Raw genomic sequence first — 20,652 nt, 5'->3', positions numbered from 1 at the left:
GGGCTTGCCCGCGAAGAGGCCGGCAAAGGCAAAACATAATCAGGATCAACCCCTCATGAACACCACCGAAAGCCTCAAGGACTACCAGCGCGTTCGCCTGCTGGCAATCCGCTCGTTGTTCGAAATCATTGAGCAATCGAGTGAAGGCACGGTGATTGTCGACCGCGATGCCAACATCGTCTGGATGAATGAGCGCTATGCCCGGCGCTTCGGCCTGCAATCGGCAGAAGGCGCGATCGGCAAGCCCTGCGAAAGCGTGATCCCCGGCAGTCTGTTGCGTGAAGTGGTACGCACCGGCCGGCCGATTCTGCTGGATATGCAAGACACGCCCAAAGAGCCGCTGGTGGTCATGCGCCTGCCGATTCACGATGACGCCGGCGTGGTGATCGGTGCCATCGGTTTCGCCCTGTTCGACGAACTGCGCAGCCTGTCGCCAATGCTCAAGCGCTACATGAGCATGCAGGAAGAACTGGCCTCCACCCGCTCACTGCTGCGCGCCCGGCAGACCAAATACAATTTCGCCCACTTCATCGGCACCAGCGCCGCCAGCCTGGAAGTCAAACGCCGCGCCCGGCGCAGCGCGAGTACCGAATCGCCGGTGTTGCTGCTCGGCGAAACCGGCACCGGCAAGGAGTTACTGGCCCAGGCGATCCACAATGCCTCGCCCCGTGCACACAAGGCGTTTGTCAGCATCAACAGTGCGGCGATCCCCGAATCGTTGCTGGAAGCGGAGTTCTTTGGCACCGCCCCCGGCGCGTTTACCGGTGCCGACCGCAAGGGCCGCGCCGGTAAATTGCAGATCGCCCAGGGCGGCACGTTGTTCCTCGATGAAATCGGCGACATGCCGCTGCCCCTGCAAAGCAAACTGCTGCGCGTGTTGCAGGAAAAGGAATTCGAGCCGGTAGGCTCCAATGAAGTGATCCAGAGCGATGTGCGGGTGATCGCCGCGACCTCGACCGACCTCGAAGCCGCCATCAAGCGCGGCGAATTCCGTGCCGACTTGTATTACCGGCTCAATGTGCTGCCGATCCAGGTTCCGCCCCTGCGTGACCGCCTCGATGACGTGCCGGCGCTCAGTGAGGCGATTCTTGAGGAACTGCGCAGCCAGCATGAACTGCACCACGAAGCCCTGGAGCTATTGGGGCAACACGCCTGGCCGGGGAACATCCGGGAACTGCGCAATGTACTGGAACGGGCCGCGTTGCTCAGTGATGACTTGCGCCTGACGGTGGCGGACATCCGCGCGGCGATTGGTACGTTCACCCCGGTGGAGCGCGTGGCGCCCTTGGCCATCGAACCGATTGCCCACGAGACGTTCAGTGCGGCGCGGGAGCGATTTGACCGGCAACTGATCGAAACCACCCTCGCGCAATGCGGGGGCAAGGTGATTGAAGCAGCAGCTCGATTGGGGCTTGGGCGGTCGACGTTGTACAAGAAGATGGCGGCGTTGGGGATTGCTGAGTCTCCATAAAGAGACATAACTCTCATTTAATAGACGCGCTACTCGCGATTCGCTGGCAAGCCAGCTCCTACAGGCATATGCATTCCTTCTGTAGGAGCTGGCTTGCCAGCGAAGACGTCGTCGCATCCAAAAATGTTCTCACAACAGAGACAATCGATCGAAAAACACTAAACAACAAATTAAATAATCTTATATATCAATCACATACAGTTCTGGCACAAAACTCGCTATACGCCTCCCTACCCAGTTTCACCCAACAAAAATAACAACCCAGGAGACACACCATGAGTGTGATCATTGCCTTGGCAGCCCTCACGCTGCTGATGCTGGCTGCCTACCGTGGCTATAGCGTTATCCTTTTTGCCCCGATTGCCGCCCTCGGCGCTGTCCTGCTGACTGATCCGTCTGCCGTCGCCCCTGCCTTCACCGGGGTGTTCATGGAGAAGATGGTCGGTTTCGTCAAACTGTACTTCCCGGTGTTCCTGCTCGGCGCGGTGTTCGGCAAGCTGATCGAACTGTCCGGATTCTCGCGTTCCATTGTCGCGGCGGCGATTCGCCTGCTCGGCACCCGCCAGGCGATGCTGGTGATCGTGTTGGTTTGCGCCCTGCTGACCTACGGCGGCGTTTCGTTGTTTGTGGTGGTGTTCGCGGTTTATCCGTTTGCCGCTGAAATGTTCCGCCAGAGCAACATCCCCAAACGGCTGATACCGGCAACCATTGCCCTCGGCGCGTTCTCGTTCACCATGGACGCCCTGCCCGGCACGCCACAAATCCAGAACATCATCCCCAGCACGTTCTTCAACACCACCGCGTGGGCGGCGCCGTGGCTGGGCTTGATCGGCACGATCTTCGTGTTTTGTGCCGGCATGCTGTTTCTCCAGCGTCAGCGCAACAAGGCGCAGCGTGCCGGTGAAGGCTATGGTTCGCAGCTGCGCAACGAGCCGGAAACCGCCGCCGACCTCAAGTTGCCCAACCCCTGGCTCGCGCTGTCGCCGCTGCTGGCGGTGGGCATCATGAACCTGCTGTTCACCCAGTGGATTCCGCAGGTCTACGGCAAGACCCACAGCCTCGCGCTGCCGGGCATGGCCGCGCCGGTGACCACCGACATCGCCAAGCTCACGGCGATCTGGGCCGTACAGGCAGCCTTGCTGGTCGGCATTCTCATGGTGCTGGTGTTTGGCTTCCAGGCGATTCGCGGCAAACTCGCCGAAGGCAGTAAAAGCGCGGTCAGCGGGGCGCTGCTGGCGGCAATGAACACCGCCTCGGAATATGGTTTCGGCGCCGTGATCGCTTCGCTGCCCGGCTTTCTGGTGCTGGCCGACTGGCTCAAGAGCATTCCCAATCCACTGGTCAACGAAGCGATTACCGTGACCCTGCTGGCCGGTATTACCGGCTCCGCCTCGGGCGGCATGAGCATCGCGCTGGCGGCGATGTCCGAGCAGTTCATCAGTGCCGCCCATGCGGCGAACATTCCGCTGGAAGTGCTGCACCGGGTCGCCGCGATGGCCAGCGGCGGTATGGACACCCTGCCGCACAACGGCGCGGTCATTACCCTGCTGGCGGTTACCGGCCTGACCCACCGCGAAGCTTACAAAGACATTTTCTGTATTACGCTGATCAAGACCCTGGCGGTTTTCGTGGTGATCGGCACCTTCTACGCTACTGGCATTGTGTGAGGTATTCATGACGACTCTTTCGGGCAAGACTGCACTGGTCACCGGTTCCACCAGCGGCATCGGCCTGGGGATAGCCCTCAGCCTGGCCAAGGCCGGAGCCAACCTGATCCTCAACGGCTTCGGTGATGCGTCCAAAGTTATTGCCGAGGTGGAACGGTTTGGCGGCAAGGTCGGCCATCACCCGGCCGATGTCAGCGATCCGGCACAAATTGCCGACATGATCGCCTACGCCGAGCGTGAGTTCGGTGGCGTCGATATTCTGGTCAACAACGCTGGCATTCAACACGTGGCAGCGGTGGATGAGTTCCCGGTGGAGCGCTGGGATTCGATCATCGCCATCAACCTGTCCTCGGTATTTCACAGCACCCGCTTGAGCCTGCCGGGCATGCGCGCCAAGGGCTGGGGCCGGGTGATCAACATTGCCTCGGTGCATGGTCTGGTGGGTTCGGTGGGCAAGGCGGCCTATGTCGCCGCCAAGCACGGCGTGATTGGCCTGACCAAAGTGGTCGCGCTGGAAACCGCGACCACCCAGGTCACTTGCAACGCGATTTGCCCAGGCTGGGTGCTGACGCCGCTGGTGCAGAAGCAGATTGATGATCGTGCTGCCAGCGGGGTTGATCCGCAGCAGGCGCAGCATGATTTGCTCGCCGAGAAACAGCCGTCGCTGGAGTTCGTGACACCACCGCAACTGGGTGAACTGGTGCTGTTTCTCTGCAGCGATGCCGGCAGCCAGGTACGTGGCGCGGCGTGGAATGTCGATGGTGGGTGGTTGGCGCAGTAACTGCCGGTTGCTTTTGTGGCGAGGGAGCTTGCTCCCGCTCGGCTGCGCAGCAGTCGTAAAATCAGCCGACCTTAATCGTCTGTGAGTTTAGAGGGCGGCTTCGCCACCCAGCGGGAGCAAGCTCCCTCGCCACAAAAGCCTGCTCCACATCAGCCTGTGTGAATGCATAAAAAAGAAGAGGCAAACCATGTCCGACATCCTCTGGCAACCTGACGCCAAACGCATCGGCAAGACGCGCATGGAGGCCTTCCGGCGCTTCATCAATCAGCGGCATCACCTCAAGATTGACGACTACCCTGCCCTGCACCAATGGTCCATCGAGCAACGCCCGGACTTCTGGCAAGCGATCGTCGATTTCTTCGACATTCGCTTTCATGAACAACCCGACGCCGTGCTGCTCGAAGGCCCTCAGATGCCCAGCGCCCAGTGGTTCCCCGGTGCCACCCTGAACTTTGCCGAACACTTGCTGCGGCGTCGCGACGATGCCATTGCGGTGGTGGCCGTCGGCGAAAATGGTCAACGCGAACACTTGACCTGGGCCGAACTGGCCGAACATGTCGCCGGTTTTCAGAATGGCTTGATCGCCGCTGGCGTCATTGCTGGCGACCGGGTCGCCGCCTGCATGCCCAACACCTGGCAAACCCTGGTCGCCATGCTCGCCACCACCAGCCTTGGCGCTGTCTGGTCCTGCTCTTCACCGGACTTCGGCACACAAGGGGTGGTTGACCGTTTCGGCCAGATCGAACCGAAAGTGCTGGTGACCTGCGCCGGCTACCGCTATGCCGGCAAAGACATCGACCAGACCGCCAAGGTCAATGAAATCCTCGAACGCCTGCCGTCCTTGCAACAGTTGATCGTGGTTCCGTATGCGCGGCCTCAGGCGCACATCGTAGACTTCCGCACCCCGGCCAACGTGACGCTGTGGGACGACTTCTATGAACCCGGCGGCGAACCGGATTTCGTCCCCGTGCCCTTCGCCCATCCGCTGTACATCCTCTACTCCAGCGGCACCACCGGCGTACCCAAATGCATCATCCACAGCACCGGCGGCGTGTTGCTGCAACACGTCAAGGAGCATGGCCTGCATGGCGATCTCGGCCCCGGTGAACGTCTGTTCTACTACACCACCTGCGGCTGGATGATGTGGAACTGGCTGGTTTCGGCGTTGGCGACAGGCAGTGCGGTGGTGTTGTACGACGGCTCGCCGTTCCAGCCCGACCCGCAACGCTTGATCGACCTGATCGACGACGAACGCATCAGCGTCTTCGGCACCAGCCCGAAATACCTCGCGACCCTGGAAAGCAGCGGTATCAAGCCGCGTGAAACTCATGACCTGAGTAGCCTCAAGACGTTGCTTTGTACCGGCTCGGCGCTGTCACCGCAGAGTTACGACTTCGTCTATCGCGACTTCAAGGCTGACGTGTGCCTGGCCTCGATGTCCGGCGGCACCGACATCGTCTCGTGCTTCGTCAACGGCAACCCGATGTCGCAGGTCAGGCGTGGCGAAATCATGGGCAAGAGCCTGGGCATGGCCGTCGAAGTGTGGAACGACGACGGCCACCCGGTGATCGGCGAAAAAGGCGAACTGGTCTGTACCCGCCATTTCCCGGCGATACCCGTGGGCCTGTGGAACGATCCGGATGGCGAAAAGCTGCGCAAATCCTATTTCAGCCTGTTCCCTGGTGTCTGGGCCCAGGGCGACTACGCCGAACAACTACCCCATGGCGGGATGATGATCCACGGTCGCTCCGATGCCGTGCTCAACCCCGGCGGCGTGCGCATCGGCACGGCGGAAATCTATCGCCAGGTGGAAAAAGTCCCCCAGGTGCTCGACAGCGTGGCCATTGGTCAGCAGTGGCAAGATGACGTGCGGGTGGTGCTGTTCGTACGCTTGCGCGACGGGCTCGAACTGGACGAGGCGCTGCAACAGCAGATCCGCCAGACGATTCGCGCCAACACCACGCCACGTCATGTGCCGGCGAAAATTGTCGCGGTCACCGACATTCCCCGGACCATCAGTGGCAAAGTCGTCGAGTTGGCGGTGCGCAATGTGGTGCATGGGCAGAAGGTGAAGAACACCGATGCGCTGGCCAATCCCGAAGCGCTGGAGCAGTTCCGTGACCGGCCCGAACTCAAGTCTTGAACCACCGCAATCCCCTGTGGGAGCGGGCTTGCTCGCGAAAGCGGTCTCACATCCGACGCAGATGTTGTCTGAACCGCCGCTTTCGCGAGCAAGCCCGCTCCCACAGGGTTGTGTGTCGCTTAACCGCTCACCCTGACGGGTCCTCCACAATCGACCACCTGTGCAAGAATAGACGCCAGCTAAAGCGACTCATGTGCAGGACTCGTTGATGAACGCAATACCGACCGGCAGCGATGCCCAGGCCCTGATAGCCCGACTCGACTGGGCAAGCAGCCCGCTGGGCGCCGCCAGCACCTGGCCACAGAGCCTGCGAACCGCCGTGGACATCGTCATTCACTCGCCAATGCCGATGCTCCTGCTATGGGGCCCGCAACTGACGCAAATCTACAACGACGGCTTTGCCCTGCTCGCCGGAAGCAAGCATCCACACGCTTTCGGACAACCGGCACATCTGATCTGGCCAGAGTTAAAAGACTTTACCGACCCGATATACAGCGCCGTCCTGCAAGGCCAGGTGCGGACCTACAGCGAACAACGCTTTACCCTGCAACGTGAAGGCCGGGAGTCCGACTTCTGGCTCGACCTGACCTACAGCCCGATCCGCGACGAAGGTGCCAGGGTGGCCGGGATCCTGGTCACCGCCATCGAAACCAACGAACGCCGGCGCATCACCCTCGAACTCGAACAGCGCTCGGCGGCCAGCCTCAAGGCCCAGCGCGAAACCGAGGAACGCCTGCAACTGGCCCTTGCCGCCACTGATGCGGTCGGCACCTGGGATTGGGACATCAGCGAGGACCGTTTCATCGCCGATGCGCATTTTGCCCAGTTGCACGGCATCGATCCGAGCATGGCCAGTCAATTGCCGATCAGTGAATACATGCACGGTGTACACCCCGAAGACCGCGCCCTGATCGCCCGCAGCATCAAGCATTGCATAAGCCACGGAACTGAGTACGCCGAGGAATATCGCCTGCTGCAAACCGACGGTCAGATGCGCTGGGTGTTTGCCCGCGGTCGCTGCTACAAGGATCACCACGGCCGGCCGATGCGTTTCCTTGGCGCCGTCCTGGACCTGACCGAACGCAAACACACCGAACAGGCCCTGCGCCAGAGCCAGACCGAACTGCAACTGATCATCAACGCCATGCCGGTCCTGATCAGCTACGTCGACCGTGAAGAACGCTTTCGTCTGAACAATGCGGCGTACCTCGACTGGTACGGGCTGACGCCGCAAGAGCTTTACGGGCGAACCATTCTTGAAGTGCTCGGCGAGGAGGCCTATGCACTGCGCGCCCCGTATATCGCTGAGGCGTTGTCCGGCCGGCCCTGCTGTTTCAGCATCAGCACGCCACATCGTGACGGCAGCATCCGCCAGGCCTTGATGAATTACCTGCCTCGCCACGGTGCAGATGGCGCGGTGAACGGTTTCTACATTTTCGTGATCGACGAAACCGAACGCAAAAAGACCGAAGAAGCCCTGCGCATCCTGAACGAAACCCTTGAGGAACGGGTTGCCGCCCGCACCCGCCAATTGGCCGAGGCGAACGAGCGTTTGCAAAACGAGATGTTCGAGCGTGAGCGTGCCGAAGACGCCTTGCGCCATGCCCAGAAAATGGAAGCGGTCGGCCAGCTTACCGGCGGCATCGCCCATGACTTCAACAACATGCTGACCGGCATCATTGGCAGCCTCGACCTGATGCAACGCTACATTGCCGACGGCCGTGCCACCGAGGTCGGCCGATTTACCGAAGCGGCCGTGTCCTCGGCCAACCGCGCCGCCGCCCTCACCCATCGCTTGCTGGCGTTCTCCCGGCGTCAGTCGCTCAACCGCAAACCGCTGAACCCCAACGAGCTGATTCACTCGCTCGAAGACTTGTTCAGTCGAACCAAGGGCGACCACATCGAACTCAAACTGCAACTGGCCGAGAACATCTGGCGGGTCAGCACGGATGTCAGTCAGCTGGAAAACGCCTTGCTCAACCTCGTGATCAACGCCCGGGACGCCATGCCCGGTGGCGGAGTGCTGCAGATCGAAACCGCCAATGTGTACCTAGACGGCAGCGACATCACGACCCTGGAACCGGTCAAGGCAGGCGACTACGTGATGATTGCCGTCAGCGACAACGGCACCGGCATGACGCCCTCGGTGCTGGCCAAGGCATTCGACCCGTTCTTCACCACCAAGCCCATCGGCCAGGGTACCGGTTTGGGCTTGTCGATGATTTACGGTTTCGCCCAGCAGTCAGGGGGCCACGTCAATCTGTTCAGTCTGCCCGGACGGGGCACCAGCGTGCGCTTGTACCTGCCGCGCCTGCATTCGCTCGAGCCGGAAAAAGTCCTGTCGCCCGTCGTCGGCGAGGCACCCGCGGCGATTGCCGGCGAGACCGTGATGCTGGTGGAGGACGATCCGGCGGTGCGCATGCTGGTACTGGACCTGCTCAAGGAACTGGGTTATCGCGCCCATGAAGCCGAAGACGCCAAGGGCGCCCTGCCGCTGCTGGAGTCGGACCTGCGGGTGGACCTGCTGGTGACCGACGTGGGGTTGCCGGGCATGAACGGCCGACAACTGGCAGAAATCGCCCGCCAGCACCGTCCCGAACTGAAAGTGCTGTTCATGACCGGTTACGCGGAAATCGCCGCCGAACGCCAGGGCTTCCTCGAAGAAGGCATGGACATGGTGGCCAAGCCATTTTCCATCGACCTGCTGGCCAACAAGATTCGCACGATGATCGGTCAACCGAACTGAGTTGAGGCATAATCGCGCGCCCCGTTGTCAACCTCGCTGCAAGGTAACCGCCCCATGAAAGCTCAAGCCCGCCATATTCTGGTCAAGACCTCGGAAGAAGCCGAGCAGCTCAAACAACGCATCGCCAAGGGTGAAGCGTTCGATGTGCTGGCCAAGAAGTATTCGACCTGCCCATCTGGCAAGCGCGGCGGCGATCTCGGTGAAGTGCGCCCGGGGCAGATGGTCGGTGTGATCGATGCGGTGATCTTCAAGAAACCGTTGCGGGTGGTGCATGGACCGATCAAGAGCAAATTCGGGTATCACCTGGTGCAGGTGTTTTACCGGGATTGATGCTGTTGGCTTTCGGGCCTCTTCGCGAGCAAGCCCGCTCCCACATTTGGAATGCGTTCCCCTGTGGGAGCGGGCTTGCCCGCGAACCGATTGCGCAGCAAGCGGCCATTCAGCGCTTACTTCGGAATCAGTGCCCCCGGCACCTGAATCACCCGACTCGCCAACCGATGCCCGGCTTCGGCAGCTTCCCCCGGGCTACCGCCCTTCAGCCGCGAGGCCAGATACGCCGCACTGAACGAATCCCCCGCCGCCGTGGTGTCCACCACCCGCTCGACCTTCTGCGCCGGCACCTCGAATGACTCGCCATCACAACGAATCAGGCACGCTTGCGCACCGCGCTTGAGCACCACTTCCGGCGTACCGATCTGCTCATACGCGGCAAACACTGCTTCGCAATCGGCATAACCGAACAACGCCTGCTCGTCATCCACCGTCAGCAACGCAAGATCAACCTGCGGCAGCACACGGCGATACGCCGCTTGTGCCTCTTCGACCGACGCCCACAGCCGTGGCCGGTAGTTGTTGTCGAACACAATTCGCGCATCGCGCTGGCGGGCTTCGATCAGGGTGTCCAGCAACTTTTCCCGGCCTTGAGCGCCGAGTACAGCCAGGGTGATGCCGCTGAAATACAGCACGTCGTAATCCGGCAGCGCCGCCAGGATCGGCGCGGCGGCCGGCGTAGTGAAGCAATCGCGCACCGCCGCTTCATTGCGCCAATACAAAAAGCGTCGCTCACCGGCCGCATCAGTCTGGATGCAATACAAACCCGGCAGGCGTCCGGGCAGGCGCTGGACCATCCCGAGGCCGATATTTTCCGCCGCCCAACTCTGGCACATCGCATCGCTGAAACTGTCGTCGCCCAGGGCGGTGACGTAGTCCACGGTGCCATCCTCTCCCAGCTCCCGGGACAGGTACACCGCCGTGTTCAAGGTATCGCCGCCGAAGCTTTGTTGCAGGCTGCCGTCGGCGCGATGCTGCAACTCGATCATGCATTCGCCGATCAGGGCGATGCGGGGAGTGTTGGGGCCGAGGGTGTTGATGGTGTTCATGTGCTGGGGTCTCAGAGGTTTCTTTGTTGTCTGGGCGGGCCTCTTCGCGGGCAAGCCCGCTCCTACAGGGGAACGCATTCCAATGTAGGAGCCGGCTTGCCGGCGAAGGCCGCACCTCGGTCCTGAACCTTAGAAACAGGTTTCCATGGTCTCGATGACGTTCAACTGCTCATCCACCAGACAGCCGACACGCCACTTGTCGAACGTCAGGCACGGGTGCGAAGTGCCGAACGAAATGATGTCGCCGACCCGCAGATCAACCCCCGGCGCCACGGTCATGAACGCATGCTGGTCCATCACCGCGGTCACTTTGCAGGCGCTCACATCGTCGCCCTTGGCCGGTACGGCGCCTGGCTTGTAACGCAGCAACGGCACCGGCAAACCGGCGTCGTAGGCTACGTCGCGTTTACCCAGGGCAATCACCGCGAAGCCAGGCTCCGGCAACGACTGCACGTGCGCCCACACTTCCAGCGCCGGACGCAGGCCTTCGTGCAGGTCACTGCGACGGTCGAGCACGCAGCACTGCGCTTCCTTGTAGATGCCATGGTCGTGAGCCACATAACTGCCGGGACGCAGCACGCTGAGGAAGCGTCCAGCGGCGTTCTGTGCTTCGAAGGATTCGGCAATCAGGTCATACCAGGCCGAACCCGATGCAGTGATGATCGGCTTGGCAATGGCGAAGGCGCCGCTGTCCTGCAACTGCACCGCCAGACGCACCAGTGACGCGGCGAAATCGCGAATGCCGGTCACGGCGTGATCACCATGGATCACGCCTTCGTAGCCTTCGATCCCGGTCAGGGCCAGCGCCGGTTGCGCGGCGATGGCCTTGGCCAGGTCGAGCACTTCCTGTTCGCTGCGGCAGCCGCAACGACCACCGACCACGCCGTATTCGATCATGACGTTCAGGCGCACGCCACGGGAGGCGAAATAGGTGCCGAGGTCAGCAACGTTGTCCGGGTGGTCGACCATGCAATAGAAGTCGAACGTCGGGTCGGCCAGCAGGTCGGCGATCAGCGCCATGTTCGGCGTGCCCACCAACTGGTTGGCCATCAGCACCCGGCGCACACCGTGGGCATAGGCCGCACGGGTTTGCGTGGCACTGGCCAGGGTGATGCCCCAGGCACCGGCATCCAGTTGGCGACGGAACAACGCCGGGGTCATGCTGGTTTTGCCATGGGGCGCCAGTTCCGCACCGCTGTCGCTGACGAACGCCTGCATCCAGCGAATGTTGTGTTCCAGCGCCTCGCGGTGAAGTACCAGCGCGGGCAGGCTGACGTCACGCACCAGGCTGGCGCCAATGGGCGCGATGCCTTTTTCCACAGCGGCAGTATTGGGGGCAGAAGACATGGTCGAACTCCTCGTTCACGCGGCCGCAGGCAGCCGCTGTTATTCGTTGATGCGACGGGCCAGGCTGTTCGCGCTTTCAATCAGCACCCGGCGGTAGTCGTTGTAATTTTTCTTCGCATCGGCCCGAGGGGCGACGATGCACAGGGTCGCGATCGCCACGCCGTTGGGGTCTTTGACCGGCGCGGCGAAGCAATGGGTAAAGGTGTCGGCGACGCTATCGAAGGAAAAGAACCCATCGATACCGGCCTGACGGATTTCCTTGAGGAACTGCTCCAGAGGCAAGCGTTCGCCATCGGGCAGGATGAAGTCGTCGTGGTCGATCAGGTCGACGATTTCCTGGTCGCTCAGGTGCGTCAGCAACAGGCGCCCGGAGGCGGTCCAGGGGATGGGCGCGTTTTCACCGATGTCCGAAGAAATGCGGAAATGCCGCTCCCCCTCCTTCATCAGCGCGACGGTGTATTTGCGCCCGTTGAGCAGGCACATCTGCGCGGTTTCATGGGTCTGGCTGACGATTTCCTGCAGGGCGTGATCGGCCTCGCGAGTCAGGTCGAAATGGCGCAAGTGCGCCTGCCCGAGAAAGTACAACTGGCGACCGAGGTAGACATGACCGTCCTTGCCCACCGGCTCCAGGATGCGCCGCTCCAGCAGCGAGGCCACCAGTTCGTAGACTGTGGACTTGGGGCTGCCGATGCCGTTGGCAATGTCGTTCGGGCGCAGGGGCTGGCCGATCTCCTTGAGGAAATCGAGGATATCGAACGCCCGGTCCAGACCGCGTGCCCGGCGCTTGATGGTGTCTTCGGTCATGTCAGTGGTTCCCCTTCAAAATGCCGGGAGTTTACCCAGAGTGCTGTGGCGACCGTTAGGCCGCCTTCGCGAGCAAGCCCGCTCCCACATTTGGAATGCATTCCCCCTGTGGGAGCGGGCTTGCTCGCGAAGAATTCACCGCAAATCTCAGGCCTTTTTCTTGTACGCAATGCAGTCGATCTCGACCTTGCAGTCGACCATCATGTTCGCCTGCACACAGGCCCGGGCGGGAGCGTGCTCGGGTTTGAAGTATTCGGAGAAGACCTTGTTGAAACTCGTGAAATCCCGCGGATCCTCCAGCCACACGCCTGCACGCACCACATCTTCCAGGCCGAAACCTGCCTCTTCGAGAATCGCGACCAGGTTCTTCATGGCCTGGTGGGTCTGTTCGACAATGCCGCCAGTAATAATCTCGCCGTCCAGCGCCGGCACCTGCCCGGAAACGTGCAGCCAGCCATCGGCTTCAACGGCGCGGGCGAAAGGGCGAGGCTGACCGCCAGCGGCGGTACTGCCGGTGCCGTAACGAGTAATGCTCATGAGTGTTTCTCCTGATTGAACATTGAAGGATCAAAAACGGGTGCTTTTGAGAAATTCCGCCAGTCGTGGCGATTGCGGGCGCTCGAACAGGTCCTTGGGCGGACCCTGCTCTTCGATACGCCCCTGATTCATGAAAACGATCTTGTCCGAAACCTCGAATGCGAAGCGCATTTCGTGGGTAACCAGAAGCATGGTCATGCCGTCTTCGGCCAGGCCCTTGATCACGCTCAGCACTTCGCCCACCAGTTCCGGGTCCAGCGCCGAGGTGACTTCGTCGAACAGCATCAGGCTCGGGTTCATCGCAATCGCCCGGGCAATCGCCACGCGCTGCTGCTGGCCACCGGACAACTGACCGGGGAAGTGATCGCGACGTTCCAGCAGGCCAACGCGCTCCAGCCATTTCTCGGCCAGGGCCACAGCCTCGTCCTTGTGCAGCTTCTTGACCTTGAGCAAGCCCAGGGTGACGTTCTGCAACGCTGTCAGGTGCGGGAACAGGTTGAACTGCTGGAACGCCATGCCGGTCATGGCGCGATGGCGGGAGATGACTTTTTCCGGGTGGCGAATGCGTTTGCCGTTGACCTCGTCATATCCGATCGATTCGCCATCGAGCAGGATCTGCCCGCCCTGGAACTCTTCGAGCATGTTCACGCAGCGCAGCAGCGTGGTCTTGCCCGAGCCGCTGGAGCCGATCAGCGTCACCACGTTGCCGCGCTGCATGGTCAGGTCGACGCCCTTGAGCACTTCCAGCTGGTCGTAACGCTTGTGCAGGCCGCGAATGTCCAGCAGGGGTTGGCCGTTTTGTGCATTGGTTTGAGTCTGGTTCATGGCAAAGCCACCCGCTTTTCAATGTGCCGGCCGAGTAATTCGATGCCGTAGTTGATGACGAAAAACAGAAATCCGGCGAACAGATAAAACTCCAGGGTCATGAAGGTCCGGGCAATGATCTGCTGGGTACTGAGCAGCAGTTCCGCCACACCAATCACCGACAACAGGGTCGAGGCCTTGACGATCTCGGTCGACGAGTTGACCCAGGTCGGCAAGATCTGCCGTAGTGCCTGGGGCAACAACACATAACTCAAGGCCTGAAAAAACGTCAGGCCGATGGCCTTGCTCGCCTCCATTTGCCCGCCCGGCAATGCCTGCAACGCACCGCGCACGATCTCGGCGACGTGGGAGCCGCAGAACAGCGTCAAACCCAGCGCGCCGGCCTGGAACGCGCTGATCTGCCAGCCCAGTGCCGGCGCCATGTAAAAGCACGCCAGCACCAGCACGAACACCGGCGTGCCGCGAATCACATCGACATAAAAACGAAACGGTGCGCGCATCCAGAACTTGCCGTAGGTCAGCACCAGTCCGGCGAAGACACCGACCAGGGTGCCGAGCAAGATCGCCAGCGCCGACACCTGCACACTGGTCAGAAAGCCCTGCCACAGGGGTTCCCGCGCTACCCACAACTCATGCAACCAACTGGGGGATTCGTACATGTGGCCTCCTATCGGCGAATCGCCAAACGCTGTTCGAGATAACGCAGCATCATGGCAATGAGGTAACAGGCCGCCACATAGAGCGCCGTGGTCACCAGCCAGGTTTCAATCACCCGGTAGCTCTCGACATTGATCTTGCGCGCGTAATAGGTCAGCTCCGGTACGGCAATCGCCGCCGCCAGCGAGGTGTCCTTGAACAGCGAAATGAAGTTGTTCGACAGGGCCGGCAACACGTTGCGCAGCATCACCGGCACGGTGACGTAGGCCTTGACCTGCCACTCGCCCAAGCCAATGGCCAACCCGGCTTCACGCAGGCCCTTGGGAATACTCAGCAAACCGCCGCGGAACACTTCGGTCAGGTACGCCCCGGCATACAGCGACAGGGTGATGATGAACGAGGGAATCTTGTCGAGCCGGATGCCCAGGCTCGGCAAGGCAAAGTAGATCAACAGAATCAACACCAGGATCGGCGTGTTACGAATCACCGTGACATACACCGACGCCAGCACCCGCAATGCGCGATGCTTCGACAGCAAAGCAAACGCCATCATCAGGCCGATCACGCAGCCAATGGCGATCGACACCAGGGCCAGTTCAAGACCCAGGCCGAGCCCCGCCAGCAAGGTGTCGAAATCGCGCCAGACGGCGGCAAAGTTCAACTGATAGTTCATGGTCAGCAGTACCTGAACGGGGCGATTCATAACCGCCCCGCTCTCACGGGATCATTTGAATTCGACAGGGAAGCCAATTGCAGGCGTTGGAAGATCCACACCGAACCATTGCTTGAACGATGCCGCGTAAGTCGGGAACTCAACGCCGGTCATGGCTTCATGCAGGGTGGTGTTGACGAAGTTCAGCCAGTCCTGATCGCCGCGCTTGACCGCGCAGGCGTAGGTTTGCGGGCTCCAGGCGTAAGCCGGGCTGCGATAGCGGCCGGCGTTCTGCACCATCAGGTATTTGACCGAAGACTGGTCGGTGGCCGCCGCGTCGGCACGACCGGAGTTCACGGCCTGATACATCAGGTCCACGCTGTCGTACTGATCGACCTTGGCCTTGGGCAGCGCCTGATGCACCAACTCTTCGGCATAGACGTTTTGCAGTACCGCCACGGTCAGGCCATCGCCGGCGGCTTTCATGTCGTCGATTTCCTTGTACTTGCTGTTGGCCGGCAACAGCAGGCCGACGCCTTCGCGGTAGTACGGCAGGGTGAACGCCACTTGCTGCGCGCGGCTGGCGGTCACAGTGATGAACTGGCAACTCATGTCGACCTTGTCGGTCAGCAGATTGGGGATACGCGCGTCGGACGACTGCACCACAAACTCCACCTTGCTCGGATCGTTGAACAACCCTTTGGCGACCATTCGGGCGATATCGATATCAAAACCCTGCAACTTGCCATCCGCACCCTGGAAGTGCCACGGCGCATTCGTGCTGCCGGTGCCTACAATCAGTTTGCCGCGGGCCAGGACGCTGTCGAGCTTGCTGTCCGCTGCCTGGGCTACACCCATGGCAGCGGCGGAAGCCGCGAACAGAAAAACACATGCTTTGAACAAGGAAGGTCGGCGATGCATGGCAAGCACTCCAGGATTATGTTTATTCCGCTATACCGGAACACGGTATGTAACAACGGAATAGACAGCAGAAAGTGTGCCACAGGATGTGGAGGCCATGTGAGGGAGATTGAAATTTGTTTTGAATCAGAGGGATGCGTACAAACAGGAAAAAACGTTACGAATCGCTCGGCACCGTGACCGCTACCGTTGGCTACAGGGACGGGTATCTGGTTCTCAATCGGGCTGCGCTGAGCCATTTCGGTGCAGCTTGAAATTCAGGCGGCCAGCGTTCAATTGCGTCCTTGTAGACTTCGCCCCGCTCTCTTTTCCCGATGGCGATCACCGTCACCACCAGCACTTCGTCTTCCACGCGGTAAACCAACCGATACCCTGCACTACGTAACTTGATCTTATACGCATTACCCAGACCACAAAGCCGGTCTGCGAGAACATGTGGATTGACCAATCGCTCCTGGAGCTTCTTTTTGAATTGATCTCTCAGGTCTGCTCCAAGCTTTCTCCATTCTTTCCAGGCTTAATCAGAAAACTCCAGCTCATAGGTCATCAATTGAAACCTTTATGGTTGGATCGTTTTCTCGCTTCTTGCATAGAGCAATCAACTCCAGGTCCTCAAGACGATTCATCATGGCTTCATACTCCTTGGCGGGGACGCAATAGAAAGCCGGTTCGTTGCGGTTGAGAATCGCAACCGACGAACCACCGCCGGCAGCAACCGTACCCATGGGGTTTCTTTTCAGTTCAGAGATGCTCGCCACGACCTGTGACAGCACGATATGGGTCATGAAATTATTCCTTGGAGTGCTAATAGAGGCACTCAAAATAGCACTCAAAATAGCACTCCAAAGCGCATCCGGGCTCTATCCTTTTGGCAAAAAATTCTGGATTTCATGACACCTGAATCCCCCATCACTTTGCTCATCGCCATGTCCGCAATCGAATTCACAAAAAATTATCACGTTATGCATTTCGGCATTTCTGTGACTGTTGTGGGCCAGGCCTTGCAAAGTTGTCGGACAATTCCGGCGTGTGCAGCCCCCTGGCGCTGGTACTGCGTAATTGGCCTGGTATCAAACTGAACATCTGCTCCACTGGCCAGCACCGGGAAATGTTCAAGCAGCTCAGCATCATCCACGTGTCCCTACCTGACCTAGTGCTTGAATGAAGTCATTACCCGTTCGGCATTTTCATCGCAGGTCATGCCTTCGGGCCGGGCCTGAATGGTGTCGATCCACCCCAGCAACTGCGCCTTGCTATGGGCCAGGTGCCGTTGCATCTCTTCGATCTGCTCGATCTTGCGATGCAGGCCGGCCATCAATTCATCGTGCTTGAACGCGCCCGTCACATTATCCGGCAGCAATTGCTTGAGCTCCTCCAGACTGAAACCGGCCTGTTGCGCACATTGGATGATTTGCAGCGTTTGCAGCGCCTGTTGCGAGTAACGCCGATATCCGTTGGCAGAACGCTCGACCTGCCGGATCAATCCCTGAGACTCGTAAAAACGGATGCGCGATGCGGTCAACCCGCTCAACTGCGCCAATTCACCAATTTTCATCGGGACCTCATTTGCCTGCTTGACATTAAAGTTAACTTTAAGCTTAGGCTCTGCTCATCACTTCGAGGAGTCAAGCATGTCGCCCTTCCAAATATTGAAATTGCCCAACGGTCAGACCATCGGTAATCGCATTGCCAAAGCCGCCATGGAAGAGAACCTCGCCGATACCGAGCAGGTGCCCGACCAGGCACTGTTTCGCCTGTATCAGGCCTGGGCCGGGGGCGAGGCCGGCTTGTTGCTGACCGGCAATGTGATGATCGACCGCCGCGCCATGACCGGCCCCGGCGGTGTAGCGCTAGAAGACGAGCGCCATCTGGAACGCTTCCGCCAGTGGGCCAGTATCGGCCGAGCCGGCGGTGCGCATTTCTGGATGCAGCTCAACCATCCTGGCCGCCAGACCATGGCCAACCTGGGCCAGCAGGCTCTGGCGCCGTCGGCGGTTGCACTGGATCTCGGTCAGTTCTCGAAGATGTTCGCCGAACCCAAGCCCATGAGCGAGGACGACATCCAGGAGGTGATCCGACGCTTCGCCACCAGCGCCGCCCTGGCGGAGAAAGCCGGTTTTACCGGGGTACAGATCCACGCCGCCCACGGTTACTTGATCAGCCAGTTCCTTTCGCCGCTCACCAATCGGCGCACTGATCACTGGGGCGGCTCGCTGGAAAATCGTGCACGCCTGCTGTTGTCCGTCGTCGAGGCGGTCCGCCAAGCGGTGTCGCCACAATTTTGTGTGTCGGTGAAGCTCAATTCAGCAGATTTCCAGCGTGGTGGTTTCGATGCCGATGATGCGCGGCAGGTGATCCAGTGGCTCAACGAACAACCGATCGACCTGCTGGAGCTCTCCGGTGGCAGTTACGAAGCACCGGCGATGCAAGGTGAAACGCGCGACGGCCGGACCCTGGCACGGGAGGCGTACTTTCTGGAAATGGCCGGTGAACTGGCCAGCGTGGCGCGCATGCCGGTGATGGTGACAGGCGGGATCCGTCGTTTGGCAATCGTCGAACAGGTACTCGACAGCGGCATCGCCATGGCCGGCATCGGCACTGCGCTGGCCGTGGAGCCGCAGTTGGTCAAGCACTGGCGCGAAGGCCAGAACAGCCACCCGCAACTGCCGCCGATCCGCTGGAAGCGCAAGCCTCTGGCGGCGCTGGCGAGCATGGCGGTGGTGAAGTTCCAGCTGCATCGCTTGAGCCGTGGGCGCACCACCCGGCCTGACGTGTCAGCGTTGTGGGCGTTGATTGTTGATCAGTTGTACATCTCCAGGCGTACCCGGCAGTATCGGCAGGCGATGGGCAAGTAATCCGAAATGGGTGGTGGTTGACACATCGCCTTCGCGAGCAAGCCCGCTCCCACATTTGGAATGCGTTCTCTTGTGGGAGTGGGCTTGCTCGCGAAGAGGCCGGTCCGGGCGAAGGAGAATTCAGCCAGGAAGCAGCTCGTCAATGTGCCGATACTCGGCCTGCAACTGCGTCGCCAACACCCGGCTACGCCCAAGCCGAATCGGCCCGCGCTCAATGTCGATCAACAACCCCGGACACTCCAGCGTCGGCAGCAGCGGCCAGTCCTTCAGCCGGCCATCGGTCACCAGCAGCAAGCGCTGCTGCTCTGCCGGAAAACGCTTTTGCCGTGCCGCGAGCCATTGCCCCGCTTCGCTCAGAGCCGCCAGCAGCGGCGTGCCGCCACCGGCGCCAAGGCCATCGAGCCAATGGCGCAACCCCGTCGAAGCCTTCAATCCCTGCACCTGCCACTTGGGTGCAGAACCGCTGGCCGTGAGCAAGGCCAGTCGCGCACGCTGGCGATAGGCATCGTCGAACAACTGCGCCAGCAAGCCCTTGGCATCGCTCAACGCCTGATGACGGCGGGTCGAAGCGGAGGCGTCAACAATCACCAGCCACAGTTCATGGGGCGAACGAGTACGCAGGTGAAACAACAGATCGTCGCGCTGACGCGGCCGGCCATTGAGCAATGTGCCGGGCCAGTTGACCGAGCCATTGCGCGCGGCGTGACGCTTGCCCTGTTTGCCGTGGTCCAGCTGCCCGGCACGGGGTCTGGCATTCGCCCCCGCGTCGGAACGAGGGCGAATGCCTAGAGCTTTTTTGGCCAGCTCGGCACTTCACGACGTGCGCCGACCGCCAGCGCCTGGGCAGGCAATTCGCCCCACTGGCCCTGCCCTTCACCCGGATTGTCGCTCTGCGGCGCGGATTGTTGCGCCGCTTGGGATTGCGCAGGTGGCGGTGGTGAATGCTCACGACGGCGATGACGCAAGGCGAACTCGGCGACGGCGTCGATATCTGCCTCGGCGATGGCGTTCGCCCCGCGCCAGGCGGCGTGAGCCCGGGCCGCACGCAGCCAGACCAGATCGGCGCGCAAACCATCGACGCCGGCGGCAAAGCAGCGTTCGGTAATGTGTGCCAGTGCCTGGTCGTCGAGGGGAATGCTTGCCAGGGCATTACGTGCGTTCTGGCAACGCGTGCGCAGGGACGCCTGCGCGGGCTCCCATTCGGCGCAGAAACCTTGCGGGTCGCTGTCGAAATCCAGGCGACGGCGGATAATCTGACCGCGTTCGGCCGGCGCGGTGTGGCCACCGAGGGCGACATTCAAGCCGAAACGGTCGAGCAATTGCGGACGCAGCTCACCCTCTTCCGGGTTCATGGTGCCGATCAGCACGAACTTCGCCGAGTGCCGATGGGAAATACCGTCGCGCTCGACCAGATTAGTGCCGCTGGCGGCCACATCGAGCAGCAGGTCAACGAGGTGATCGGGCAACAGATTGACCTCGTCGACGTAAAGCACGCCGCCGTCAGCCTTGGCCAGTACGCCGGGGGAAAACTGAGCACGACCTTCGCCCAGCGCCGCGTCGAGATCGAGGGTGCCGACCAGACGTTCTTCGGTGGCGCCCAGCGGCAATGTGACGAACTGACCGCTGGCCAGCAGGTCCGCCAGACCGCGGGCCAGGGTCGACTTGGCCATGCCCCGCGGGCCTTCGATCAGTACACCACCGATTTTCGGGTCGATGGCGGTCAGGTACAGGGCCAGCTTCAAATCGTCGGCACCGACCACGGCGGAAAGCGGGAAATGCGGGGTGTCGGTCATTGTTTTATCTCGGTCATGGTCGGTGATCTTCACTGGCGCCTCAATCCCTGTAGGAGCGAGCTTGCTCGCGAAGA

The 20,652-nt window shown here is 60.9% G+C and carries 19 protein-coding genes and 1 pseudogene; 7 read left to right on the top strand and 13 right to left on the bottom strand.

The genetic code is table 11. The features are described from left to right. Nucleotides 1-55 precede the first annotated feature (55 nt). The 6 genes from AC07XF_RS06155 (at nucleotide 56) to AC07XF_RS06130 (ending at nucleotide 9,138) form a co-directional block, all read left to right on the top strand. A complete protein-coding gene (locus tag AC07XF_RS06155) occupies nucleotides 56-1,471 on the top strand; it encodes a sigma-54 interaction domain-containing protein (protein WP_495025800.1) in 1,416 nt (471 codons plus the stop codon). Between the two features lie 275 nt (nucleotides 1,472-1,746). Beyond that, the gene (locus AC07XF_RS06150) at nucleotides 1,747-3,138 is read left to right on the top strand and encodes a GntP family permease (protein ID WP_495025799.1); all 1,392 of its coding nucleotides are present in this window, start codon (nucleotides 1,747-1,749) and stop codon (nucleotides 3,136-3,138) included. Between the two features lie 7 nt (nucleotides 3,139-3,145). Next, entirely contained in the window at nucleotides 3,146-3,919 is a 774-nt protein-coding gene (hbdH, locus tag AC07XF_RS06145; RefSeq protein ID WP_495025798.1) for a 3-hydroxybutyrate dehydrogenase, read from the top strand. A gap of 187 nt (nucleotides 3,920-4,106) precedes the next feature. After that, on the top strand, nucleotides 4,107-6,062 hold the full coding sequence (locus AC07XF_RS06140; RefSeq protein ID WP_495025797.1) for an acetoacetate--CoA ligase: 1,956 nt from the start codon (nucleotides 4,107-4,109) through the stop codon (nucleotides 6,060-6,062). A gap of 208 nt (nucleotides 6,063-6,270) precedes the next feature. Next, the gene (locus AC07XF_RS06135) at nucleotides 6,271-8,808 is read left to right on the top strand and encodes a hybrid sensor histidine kinase/response regulator (RefSeq protein WP_495025796.1); all 2,538 of its coding nucleotides are present in this window, start codon (nucleotides 6,271-6,273) and stop codon (nucleotides 8,806-8,808) included. Between the two features lie 54 nt (nucleotides 8,809-8,862). Further along, nucleotides 8,863-9,138, top strand: a complete 276-nt coding sequence (locus AC07XF_RS06130; RefSeq protein WP_007898282.1) for a peptidylprolyl isomerase — start codon at nucleotides 8,863-8,865, stop codon at nucleotides 9,136-9,138. Between the two features lie 116 nt (nucleotides 9,139-9,254). On the opposite strand, the gene AC07XF_RS06125 is transcribed toward AC07XF_RS06130, so the two are convergent. From AC07XF_RS06125 to AC07XF_RS06075, 11 genes and pseudogenes are all read right to left on the bottom strand, one after another. Further along, nucleotides 9,255-10,187 (bottom strand): sugar kinase, encoded by a 933-nt coding sequence (locus tag AC07XF_RS06125; protein ID WP_495025795.1) that lies wholly within the window; start codon nucleotides 10,185-10,187, stop codon nucleotides 9,255-9,257. Between the two features lie 129 nt (nucleotides 10,188-10,316). Continuing rightward, nucleotides 10,317-11,534, bottom strand: coding sequence for an amino acid deaminase (locus AC07XF_RS06120; protein WP_495025794.1), 1,218 nt, complete (start codon nucleotides 11,532-11,534; stop codon nucleotides 10,317-10,319). Between the two features lie 39 nt (nucleotides 11,535-11,573). Continuing rightward, on the bottom strand, nucleotides 11,574-12,338 hold the full coding sequence (locus AC07XF_RS06115; RefSeq protein WP_495025793.1) for an IclR family transcriptional regulator: 765 nt from the start codon (nucleotides 12,336-12,338) through the stop codon (nucleotides 11,574-11,576). Nucleotides 12,339-12,485: 147 nt separating this feature from the next. Continuing rightward, nucleotides 12,486-12,875, bottom strand: a complete 390-nt coding sequence (locus AC07XF_RS06110; RefSeq protein WP_495025792.1) for a RidA family protein — start codon at nucleotides 12,873-12,875, stop codon at nucleotides 12,486-12,488. Between the two features lie 30 nt (nucleotides 12,876-12,905). Beyond that, nucleotides 12,906-13,700 carry an amino acid ABC transporter ATP-binding protein gene (locus AC07XF_RS06105; protein WP_495025791.1) on the bottom strand — a complete coding sequence of 265 codons (795 nt, stop codon included), beginning with the start codon at nucleotides 13,698-13,700 and terminating at the stop codon, nucleotides 12,906-12,908. Next, nucleotides 13,697-14,359 carry an amino acid ABC transporter permease gene (locus AC07XF_RS06100; RefSeq protein ID WP_495025790.1) on the bottom strand — a complete coding sequence of 221 codons (663 nt, stop codon included), beginning with the start codon at nucleotides 14,357-14,359 and terminating at the stop codon, nucleotides 13,697-13,699. The genes AC07XF_RS06105 and AC07XF_RS06100 overlap by 4 nt, the downstream gene beginning before the upstream one ends. 8 nt (nucleotides 14,360-14,367) lie before the next feature. After that, nucleotides 14,368-15,030 carry an amino acid ABC transporter permease gene (locus AC07XF_RS06095; protein ID WP_109784714.1) on the bottom strand — a complete coding sequence of 221 codons (663 nt, stop codon included), beginning with the start codon at nucleotides 15,028-15,030 and terminating at the stop codon, nucleotides 14,368-14,370. A gap of 51 nt (nucleotides 15,031-15,081) precedes the next feature. Beyond that, nucleotides 15,082-15,930, bottom strand: a complete 849-nt coding sequence (locus AC07XF_RS06090; RefSeq protein ID WP_495025789.1) for a transporter substrate-binding protein — start codon at nucleotides 15,928-15,930, stop codon at nucleotides 15,082-15,084. A 268-nt stretch (nucleotides 15,931-16,198) separates the two neighbouring features. Continuing rightward, nucleotides 16,199-16,477: pseudogene (locus AC07XF_RS06085) on the bottom strand (type II toxin-antitoxin system RelE family toxin); the annotation flags it as partial. Further along, complete coding sequence (locus AC07XF_RS06080) at nucleotides 16,467-16,715, bottom strand: type II toxin-antitoxin system Phd/YefM family antitoxin (protein WP_495025788.1); 249 nt, start codon at nucleotides 16,713-16,715, stop codon at nucleotides 16,467-16,469. The pseudogene AC07XF_RS06085 and the gene AC07XF_RS06080, both read right to left, overlap by 11 nt. Before the next feature lie 365 nt (nucleotides 16,716-17,080). Next, entirely contained in the window at nucleotides 17,081-17,485 is a 405-nt protein-coding gene (locus AC07XF_RS06075) for a MerR family transcriptional regulator (RefSeq protein WP_495025787.1), read from the bottom strand. A 76-nt stretch (nucleotides 17,486-17,561) separates the two neighbouring features. On the opposite strand from AC07XF_RS06075, the gene AC07XF_RS06070 reads away from it, so the two are divergent. After that, nucleotides 17,562-18,785 (top strand): NADH:flavin oxidoreductase/NADH oxidase family protein, encoded by a 1,224-nt coding sequence (locus tag AC07XF_RS06070; protein ID WP_495025786.1) that lies wholly within the window; start codon nucleotides 17,562-17,564, stop codon nucleotides 18,783-18,785. A 120-nt stretch (nucleotides 18,786-18,905) separates the two neighbouring features. On the opposite strand, the gene AC07XF_RS06065 is transcribed toward AC07XF_RS06070, so the two are convergent. Next, nucleotides 18,906-19,451, bottom strand: a complete 546-nt coding sequence (locus AC07XF_RS06065; protein ID WP_495025785.1) for a vWA domain-containing protein — start codon at nucleotides 19,449-19,451, stop codon at nucleotides 18,906-18,908. Between the two features lie 119 nt (nucleotides 19,452-19,570). Further along, the gene (locus tag AC07XF_RS06060) at nucleotides 19,571-20,578 is read right to left on the bottom strand and encodes a magnesium chelatase ATPase subunit I (RefSeq protein ID WP_495025784.1); all 1,008 of its coding nucleotides are present in this window, start codon (nucleotides 20,576-20,578) and stop codon (nucleotides 19,571-19,573) included. Between the last annotated feature and the right edge of the window lie 74 nt (nucleotides 20,579-20,652).

This window comes from Pseudomonas sp. GW821-FHT01C01, from assembly GCF_059422645.1.
Note: the sequence above shows the minus strand (reverse complement) of the source record. Positions and strands in the feature narration are given on the sequence as shown.

Coding starts and splice junctions, on each gene's coding strand:
- AC07XF_RS06155 (WP_495025800.1), top strand. CDS start 56: ATGAACACCACCGAAAGCCTCAAGGACTACCAGCGCGTTCGCCTGCTG.
- AC07XF_RS06150 (WP_495025799.1), top strand. CDS start 1,747: ATGAGTGTGATCATTGCCTTGGCAGCCCTCACGCTGCTGATGCTGGCT.
- hbdH (WP_495025798.1), top strand. CDS start 3,146: ATGACGACTCTTTCGGGCAAGACTGCACTGGTCACCGGTTCCACCAGC.
- AC07XF_RS06140 (WP_495025797.1), top strand. CDS start 4,107: ATGTCCGACATCCTCTGGCAACCTGACGCCAAACGCATCGGCAAGACG.
- AC07XF_RS06135 (WP_495025796.1), top strand. CDS start 6,271: ATGAACGCAATACCGACCGGCAGCGATGCCCAGGCCCTGATAGCCCGA.
- AC07XF_RS06130 (WP_007898282.1), top strand. CDS start 8,863: ATGAAAGCTCAAGCCCGCCATATTCTGGTCAAGACCTCGGAAGAAGCC.
- AC07XF_RS06125 (WP_495025795.1), bottom strand. CDS start 10,187: ATGAACACCATCAACACCCTCGGCCCCAACACTCCCCGCATCGCCCTG.
- AC07XF_RS06120 (WP_495025794.1), bottom strand. CDS start 11,534: ATGTCTTCTGCCCCCAATACTGCCGCTGTGGAAAAAGGCATCGCGCCC.
- AC07XF_RS06115 (WP_495025793.1), bottom strand. CDS start 12,338: ATGACCGAAGACACCATCAAGCGCCGGGCACGCGGTCTGGACCGGGCG.
- AC07XF_RS06110 (WP_495025792.1), bottom strand. CDS start 12,875: ATGAGCATTACTCGTTACGGCACCGGCAGTACCGCCGCTGGCGGTCAG.
- AC07XF_RS06105 (WP_495025791.1), bottom strand. CDS start 13,700: ATGAACCAGACTCAAACCAATGCACAAAACGGCCAACCCCTGCTGGAC.
- AC07XF_RS06100 (WP_495025790.1), bottom strand. CDS start 14,359: ATGTACGAATCCCCCAGTTGGTTGCATGAGTTGTGGGTAGCGCGGGAA.
- AC07XF_RS06095 (WP_109784714.1), bottom strand. CDS start 15,030: ATGAACTATCAGTTGAACTTTGCCGCCGTCTGGCGCGATTTCGACACC.
- AC07XF_RS06090 (WP_495025789.1), bottom strand. CDS start 15,930: ATGCATCGCCGACCTTCCTTGTTCAAAGCATGTGTTTTTCTGTTCGCG.
- AC07XF_RS06080 (WP_495025788.1), bottom strand. CDS start 16,715: ATGACCCATATCGTGCTGTCACAGGTCGTGGCGAGCATCTCTGAACTG.
- AC07XF_RS06075 (WP_495025787.1), bottom strand. CDS start 17,485: ATGAAAATTGGTGAATTGGCGCAGTTGAGCGGGTTGACCGCATCGCGC.
- AC07XF_RS06070 (WP_495025786.1), top strand. CDS start 17,562: ATGTCGCCCTTCCAAATATTGAAATTGCCCAACGGTCAGACCATCGGT.
- AC07XF_RS06060 (WP_495025784.1), bottom strand. CDS start 20,578: ATGACCGACACCCCGCATTTCCCGCTTTCCGCCGTGGTCGGTGCCGAC.